Raw genomic sequence first — 6,947 nt, 5'->3', positions numbered from 1 at the left:
TAGACGCCCGGCCCAAGCAGCCGGGCCGCCTACACCCGAAAACCCCGCCTATTGAGCGGGGTTTTTCGTTTTAAAGCCTCCTGCTTTCCACTGCACTGCGGCGTCGATATAAAAATCGATACATCCCACAGGCATTGAAGAAACGCATTACAAACCCCGCCCTCCCGGTCAACTAGCCTGTCCTAGACACCTGCCTCCCCTGCCGCCCCACTTCCGTGAACCTGCAACCTCCTTGAAAACCGTCGGTTACGCCTAGCCTGAATAATCGTTTATGCAAAACATGTAACAAGAAATAGACATTTGGTAATGATTCTCGATACTATCCCGCCGCCTTTCAGTCGGGCTAACGGATAAGGAATTCAACTTGATGAGCGGACACAGCAGGATGCCGGAAAAATTGTTGCTGGAGCGTTGGAGCGAGGCACTTGCCACTTCGCAGTTTCAGGCCAACCACATCACCCTCGACGCCCTGATCAATACCCTGGCACCCGCCGCCGAGCGCAGCTTTCAACGCCTGATCCAGGCACTGTTCCGTGAAGGCCTGCTCGCACCCGGCGCTCGCTCGTATGACGCACACGGCCATTGCTGGCTGACACTGCCTGATCAAGCCCGCCTGCGTTTCGAGCACTTGCAGCCTGGCCGCATGGCAAGCTGGGACCTGCGTGGAGACGTCACCCTCGTGCGTGATGACCAGCCCGACCTGAAGATTCAATTCCCGTCGCAATTGTTGACACTGCTTAACGGCGGCCTTGAGTCACCGGCAGATTCGGACGTGCTGGACCGCCTCAACTGCGAGATCGACGACAGCTTCGTCAACGACACCTTGTGCCTCGCCTTTCACGAGCAATGGACGCTCAAGCTGCAGGCGTCGATGGACGCGGCTCATCAAAACAATCTGCTGAACCACCTCAAGAACGATGCAAGCGTGACCAACCCCACTTCCGTGCTTGAACAGTGGGGCACGCTGGGTCATCCATGGCACCCCAACTACAAGACCAAACTGGGTTTGGCGACCGACCAGGTCATCGAGTTTTCGCCGGAGTTCGAAGCCCGCTTTCCGGTTTTCCTGTGCGCCCTGCATCGCCAGTACGCGCACGTTGAAACCCTGGCCGATACCGCCGATTACTGGCCGTGGTGGCAGCATCACTTTCCACAGGCTGCACACCAATTGACCGCAGCACTGGCCGCCCAAGGCCTTGAAGCCAGCGACTACCTGCCCCTGCCCGCCCACCCGTGGCAGGCACGCCAGGAATTACCGCAACTGTTCGCCAATGAAATCGGCGACAAGCTGCTGGTGCTGACCGATATCGTCGCGTTCACGGCCCACCCCACCATGTCATTCAGGACGGTGTTGCCTGAAGGCCGGCGCGACGCACCCATGGTCAAGCTCCCGGTCTCGCTGCGCCTGACCAGTGTGCAGCGCACCGTTTCGCCACGTTCGGCGCGCATGGGCCCGCGCATCAGCCACCTGTTGCTGACGATCCTCGCCCGCGAGCCGGCGATTGCGCAGTTGCTCAGCATCGTTCCCGAGCGGATCGGAGTGCATTTCAAGCCTCAACCCGCCAACGATGAGCACTCCCGCCACTTGGCGGTCCTCTATCGCGACAACCCGGCAAGCCTGCTCAAACCAGGCGAAATGGCCGTGCCGGTCGGCAGCCTGTTTGCCATCGACCAGCACGGGCAGCCACTGCTGCGCCAATGGGTGCGCCTGAGCAAAGGCCACGACGACGCCACTGCCATGCTCGCCTTCTTTCAAGACTACGCAGCGATCGCCGTGCCCGCCCTGCTGGGCATGTACCTGCGCTATGGCGTTGCCTTCGAGGCCCACCAGCAGAATTCCTTCATGGTCATGGCTGCCGACGGGCAACTGAGCCGCCTGTTATTGCGCGACTTCGGTGATATCCGGATCGACCGCAAGACCTTGCATGCCCATGGCCTGGACATCGAACTGCACGACCCCAAGATGACCCTGTACGACGACGCAAGCTTCGTGCGTGACAAGCTGCTGCACACGGTATTCATGTGCCACCTGGGCGAACTGGTGTTGCTCGGTGCGCGCCACTTCGACATCCCACAGGTACAGCTGTGGGATGCATTGTCGGCACAGGTGAGCCAGTGCTTCGACGATTTGCGCAGCCAGGTCGAACCACAACGCTGGGCAACCGAGCGCGAGGCACTGCTGGAGCAAGACTGGCCAGCCAAGTCCTTTATGCGCATGCGCCTGCTGGAGAGCCACGCCGATATCGTCGGGCGTTTGCCGAACCCGCTGAGTGCCGCCGCCAATGCCGACTAACAGCACTGCGCTGCGGTTGCTGGTGGTGATTCAGTTGGTGTCGATGGGGGCCATGGAAATGAGCGGCCCTTTCTGGCCGCTGCAAATCCAGAAGCTGCTCGGCGTTGCCAATGCCCACTACACCGGCCTGCTGTCGTCATTGGTGTACGCCGGCCCGATGATGGCGGCGATGATCCTGACCCCGATGTGGGGGCGCCTGGGCGACCGTACCGGCCACAAACCGATGATCATTCGGGCGCTGTTGGCGCTGGCGGTATGCCAGGCGCTGGCGGCGATCACCTTCGATCCGTGGCTGCTGGTGGCAATCCGAGTCGCGCAAGGTGCGCTGGCCGGTTTCATCGCCGCCGCGCAAGCCTATGCGCTGGCCTGCTGCGGGGACGGCGGGCGCGGGCACATCCTGGCGCGGCTGCAATCGGCGACCGCCGTCGGCTCGCTGGCCGGGCCAGTCCTGGGTGGCTGGCTGATGGATGTCTCAGGCTTTGCGTTGCTGTGCTACAGCGCCACCGCCGTGTGCCTGCTGTGCGCGGTGATCAGCGCGTTCCTGCCCAGCGACTCGCCGCGATCGCGGCCCACCCACACCTCGACGCCCACCGCACTGCCCAAAGGCTGGCTGGGCGCAATGCTGGGAATCATCGTGTTGATTCAGGCGGCCAAAATGATGCCCCAGCCGTTTTACGCCTTGTACGTGGCCGATGTTTTACACGCGCCTGCGTGGTTGATCGGTGCCAGCTACGCCGCCAGCGCGCTGACGTTGGCGTTGTCAGCCCCGCTGTGGGGCCGCCTGTTTGACCGGCATCACCCGACGCACACGCTGCGTGTCATCGAATGGGTCACCTGGTCCTGCGCCTTGACGCTGGCCTTTACGGCGCTGGCCAGCGACTGGCTGGGGTTCCTCGCCAGTCGATTGCTGTGGGGCGTGTGGCAGGGCGCCTTGTTGCCGGTTGCCTACACATTGATCGCCAACACCGTTGCGCCGAGCCAGCAGGGTTTTGCCTTGGGCATGGGCAACAGCGCCGCCAAAGCCGGCGCACTCTGCGGCGCCTTGATGGGCGGCATCGGCATGGGAATGGTGGGCCTGGCGCACAGTTTCTGGCTGGTCGCACTCACCTATGCCGTGGCTGCCGTGGGTATACGCGCTATCCGTTCGTTCACCCGAACACCCGAGACATCCGGTTTTTCTGTCAATACTTCTAATAACTCAAAGGCAAGGTCATGAATAAATCGCAACTGGCAATTTTGCTGCCCCTGCTCGGCTCGATAAGCAGCCCGGCCTGGGCCGAACAAGCTGAGGAAACGCAGGCAGCGCCCGCCAACCTGCAGCTACAGGCGACGGTGGTATCGGCCACGCGCAATGAAACCAGCATTGCGGCCATCCCGGGCTCTGTGCAGGTCATCAGCGAAGACCAGATTCGCCAGCAGGCCGGTGCGGGACGCCGGGTCGCAGACATCCTCGGCCAATTGGTACCGGGCATCTCCCCTTCCAGCGGCGGCATGAGCAACTTCGGCCAGACCCTGCGCGGGCGCAATACGCTGATCCTGATCGATGGCGTGTCCCAGAACGCCACGCGCGACAATTTCCGCCAGCTCAACAGCGTGGCCCCGGAAAGCATCGAGCGCATCGAGGTGATTTCCGGCGCGAGCAGTGTCTACGGCGCGGGCGCGTCGGGGGGCATCATCAACATCATCACCAAGCGCAACAAAGGTGAAGACCTGGCCTTCAGCAGCAAGATCGGCATGACCGCCGGCGACAACCTCAGCCGCAAAGGTTTTTCCTACGAGGGGTTCCAGAGCGCAACGGGCCGTCAGGGCCCTGTGGACTGGTACCTTTCGGGCAACTACGTGCAACGCAATGACCAGTTCGACGGCAACGGAAAGCGCATTCCCCAGGACACGTCCCAGGGCAGCAACATGGACACCGACACCTACGACCTGCAAGGTCGCTTCGGCTATGAGCTGGATGACGACAAGAAGATCAGCCTGTCGCTGCAGGACTACAAGGACGAACAAGACACCCGCTACACCAAGAACCCACGGATCACCGATACCGCCGTTGCGGTGAAAGGCCTGGACCTCGACGACCAACCCTTTACCCACAACCAGGCCGTCAACCTCAACTACGCCGATAAAGACTTTTACGGCCAGGGCTTGCAGGTCGAAAGTTACTGGCGCCGTGCCGACGCGTTGTTTTTCCCGGACCTGTCGCGCGGCCGCGCCGGGGTCTCCGACAACAACAGCGTGCAGGATGTCTACGGCCTGCGCGCGGCCATCGACACGCAAATGCCGGACATCGGCCCGGCGACCGGCAACCTGGTCTGGGGCGCTGACTATGATCACGAAACCTCACGCCAGCGTGGCGACCAATACCGGGTCAATGGCCTGAGCTACACCAAGACCGGCACCACGTTCGAACTGGGGCCGGACATCGCGACCACCACCAAGGCCATCTTTGGCCAGCTGTCCTACGACATTGATGACTGGACCTTGCGGGGTGGTGTACGCCGCGAGTGGATCGAAAGCGAGGTGTCCGACAGCATTGCCTACGGCGAGATCGTCCAGACCGGAAACCGCGCGACATTGCCGGGCGGTACGCTCAAATACGATGACACCCTCTATAACCTTGGCGCGGTGTATCACCTGAGCGAAAACCAGGATGTGTTCGTCAACTTCAGCCAGGGCTTTTCTCTGCCGGACATCCAGCGTTTCCTGCGTGACGTGAACAGCAAGTACGACATTCAAGACCTGAATGCCCAAGCGTTGAAGGTCAACAGCTACGAGCTGGGCTGGCGCGGCAACTGGGACAAATGGCTGGCCAACGTCACGGCGTATGAAAACACCTCGGATGTCACCCAGTTCTATGACGCCAATGATCGCGTACTGCGCCTGATCAACCAGAAAGAGCGCGTGCGTGGCCTCGAAACCAGCCTGACCTACAACGTCACCGATCAATGGTCGGTCGGCGGTACTTATGCTTACGCCAAAGGCGAAACCCAGCAGAACGGCAAATGGATCGACCTGCCCGCCACGCGTATCGCCCCCGCCAAGACCACGGCTTTTGTCGGCTATGACCGGGGCGACTACAGCATCCGCCTGCAAGGCATGCGCCTGGCCGACTATGACGCCGCGTTCAAAGACAACAATGGCCGCGATATCAAGGGCTACACGCTGGCCGACCTGCTGGGTTCTGTCAGGTTGCCGGTCGGTCGCCTCGAAGGTGCGATCTACAACCTCACCAACCGCAATTACCAGAACATGTTCGCCCAGGCCAACGCGCGTGCGCCGTACCCGAATGCCGAAGGTCGTACCTTCAGCGTCAGCTACGCGGTGGATTGGTGAGCGGCTGACATTACCGACACTTGACCCCGCGCGCTAAAACACAAACCCCGCCTTTTGAGCGGGGTTTGTTGTTTCTAACGCCTTACCACATCAGATCGTCCGGGATCTGGTAGGCCGCGTACGGATCATCCTCATCCGGCACCTGGCTCTCGGTCAGGATATTGAGCTGCACGATACGTTCAGGCGCACGCTCCTGGATCTTCAGCGCAGCTTCGCGCGGGATCACCTCGTAACCGCCACCGTGGTGCACGATCGCCAGGGAGCCGTTACTCAGCTTGTTGCGCATCAGCGTGTTGACCGACAGGCGCTTGACCTTCTTGTCATCCACGAAGTTGTAGTAGTCCTCGGTGGTCAGCTTGGGCAGGCGCGAGGTTTCGATCAACTGCTTGACCTGGGCAACACGGGCCTTGGCCTCGGCTTTTTCCTGCTGCTGGCGGTTCAGCTCCTGGTCGCGCTTGACCTTCTCGGCATGCGCTTCAATGGCCAGGCGCGCCTGGCTGTCGTCCGCCTCAACCTGGCCTTTGTGCACCAGGCGCTGTTGTTTCTGTTTCTCTTTGCCGACCTGTTTGGCCTGCTTTTGGTTGACCAGGCCTGCTTTGAGCAACTGGTCGCGAAGGGAAATGCTCATGGTGCTTACTCACTTGGGCAACGGCTCAGCCGCAGCTGGACAGATTCTTTTCCTGGCGTTTGGCTTCGCCCCACAGGGCGTCCAACGTTTCGAGGGTGCAATCTTCTATGGGTTGATGCGTCTCGCGCAATGCCTGTTCGATAAATCGGAAACGTCGTTCGAACTTGGCATTGGCGCCACGCAGCGCGGTTTCCGGGTCAACCTTGAGGTGACGCGCCAGGTTGACCGCCGCAAACAGCAGGTCACCGACTTCATCGGCAATCGCTACCGAGTCGTTATCGGCCATGGCTTCGAGCACTTCATCAAGCTCTTCGCGCACGTTGTCCACCACCGGCAAGGCTGATGGCCAGTCGAAACCGACCTGGCTGGCGCGCTTTTGCAATTTGGCGGCGCGGGACAAGGACGGCAAGGCGGAGGGCACGTCATCGAGCAGGGAAAGCTGCTCCGGCGCGTCGGATTTTTCCGCACGCTCCTCGGCCTTGATCTCTTCCCAGCGCTGCTTGACCTGCTCCTCACTCAACTGCGGGATGTCCAGGGGCGCATACAGATCGCCCGTGGGAAACACGTGAGGATGACGACGGATCAGCTTGCGGGTGATGCTGTCGATCACCCCGGCGAACTCGAAACGCCCCTCTTCGCGCGCCAGCTGGCTGTAATAGACCACCTGGAACAACAGGTCGCCCAACTCACCTT

The 6,947-nt window shown here is 61.1% G+C and carries 5 protein-coding genes; 3 read left to right on the top strand and 2 right to left on the bottom strand.

Annotated elements, in window-relative coordinates; translation table 11 throughout:
* Positions 1–367: 367 nt before the first annotated feature.
* Genes WBB95_RS03200 through WBB95_RS03190 form a run of 3 tightly spaced genes read left to right on the top strand, consistent with a single transcriptional unit; the run spans position 368 to position 5,626 of the window.
* Entirely contained in the window at positions 368–2,293 is a 1,926-nt protein-coding gene (locus tag WBB95_RS03200; protein WP_424486264.1) for an IucA/IucC family protein, read from the top strand.
* Positions 2,283–3,509, top strand: a complete 1,227-nt coding sequence (locus WBB95_RS03195) for an MFS transporter (RefSeq protein ID WP_424486263.1) — start codon at positions 2,283–2,285, stop codon at positions 3,507–3,509. The genes WBB95_RS03200 and WBB95_RS03195 overlap by 11 nt, the downstream gene beginning before the upstream one ends.
* Positions 3,506–5,626 carry a TonB-dependent receptor gene (locus tag WBB95_RS03190; RefSeq protein ID WP_424486262.1) on the top strand — a complete coding sequence of 707 codons (2,121 nt, stop codon included), beginning with the start codon at positions 3,506–3,508 and terminating at the stop codon, positions 5,624–5,626. The genes WBB95_RS03195 and WBB95_RS03190 overlap by 4 nt, the downstream gene beginning before the upstream one ends.
* Before the next feature lie 82 nt (positions 5,627–5,708).
* On the opposite strand, the gene WBB95_RS03185 is transcribed toward WBB95_RS03190, so the two are convergent.
* On the bottom strand, positions 5,709–6,254 hold the full coding sequence (locus WBB95_RS03185) for a DUF2058 domain-containing protein (RefSeq protein WP_424486261.1): 546 nt from the start codon (positions 6,252–6,254) through the stop codon (positions 5,709–5,711).
* A 25-nt stretch (positions 6,255–6,279) separates the two neighbouring features.
* A partial coding sequence (mazG, locus tag WBB95_RS03180; protein WP_424486260.1) for a nucleoside triphosphate pyrophosphohydrolase occupies positions 6,280–6,947 on the bottom strand: 668 nt, incomplete at its 5' end.

The organism is Pseudomonas sp. (assembly GCF_049645325.1).
Taxonomy (GTDB): domain Bacteria; phylum Pseudomonadota; class Gammaproteobacteria; order Pseudomonadales; family Pseudomonadaceae; genus Aquipseudomonas.
Note: the sequence above shows the minus strand (reverse complement) of the source record. Positions and strands in the feature narration are given on the sequence as shown.

Coding starts and splice junctions, on each gene's coding strand:
- WBB95_RS03190 (WP_424486262.1), top strand. CDS start 3,506: ATGAATAAATCGCAACTGGCAATTTTGCTGCCCCTGCTCGGCTCGATA.
- WBB95_RS03200 (WP_424486264.1), top strand. CDS start 368: ATGAGCGGACACAGCAGGATGCCGGAAAAATTGTTGCTGGAGCGTTGG.
- WBB95_RS03195 (WP_424486263.1), top strand. CDS start 2,283: ATGCCGACTAACAGCACTGCGCTGCGGTTGCTGGTGGTGATTCAGTTG.
- WBB95_RS03185 (WP_424486261.1), bottom strand. CDS start 6,254: ATGAGCATTTCCCTTCGCGACCAGTTGCTCAAAGCAGGCCTGGTCAAC.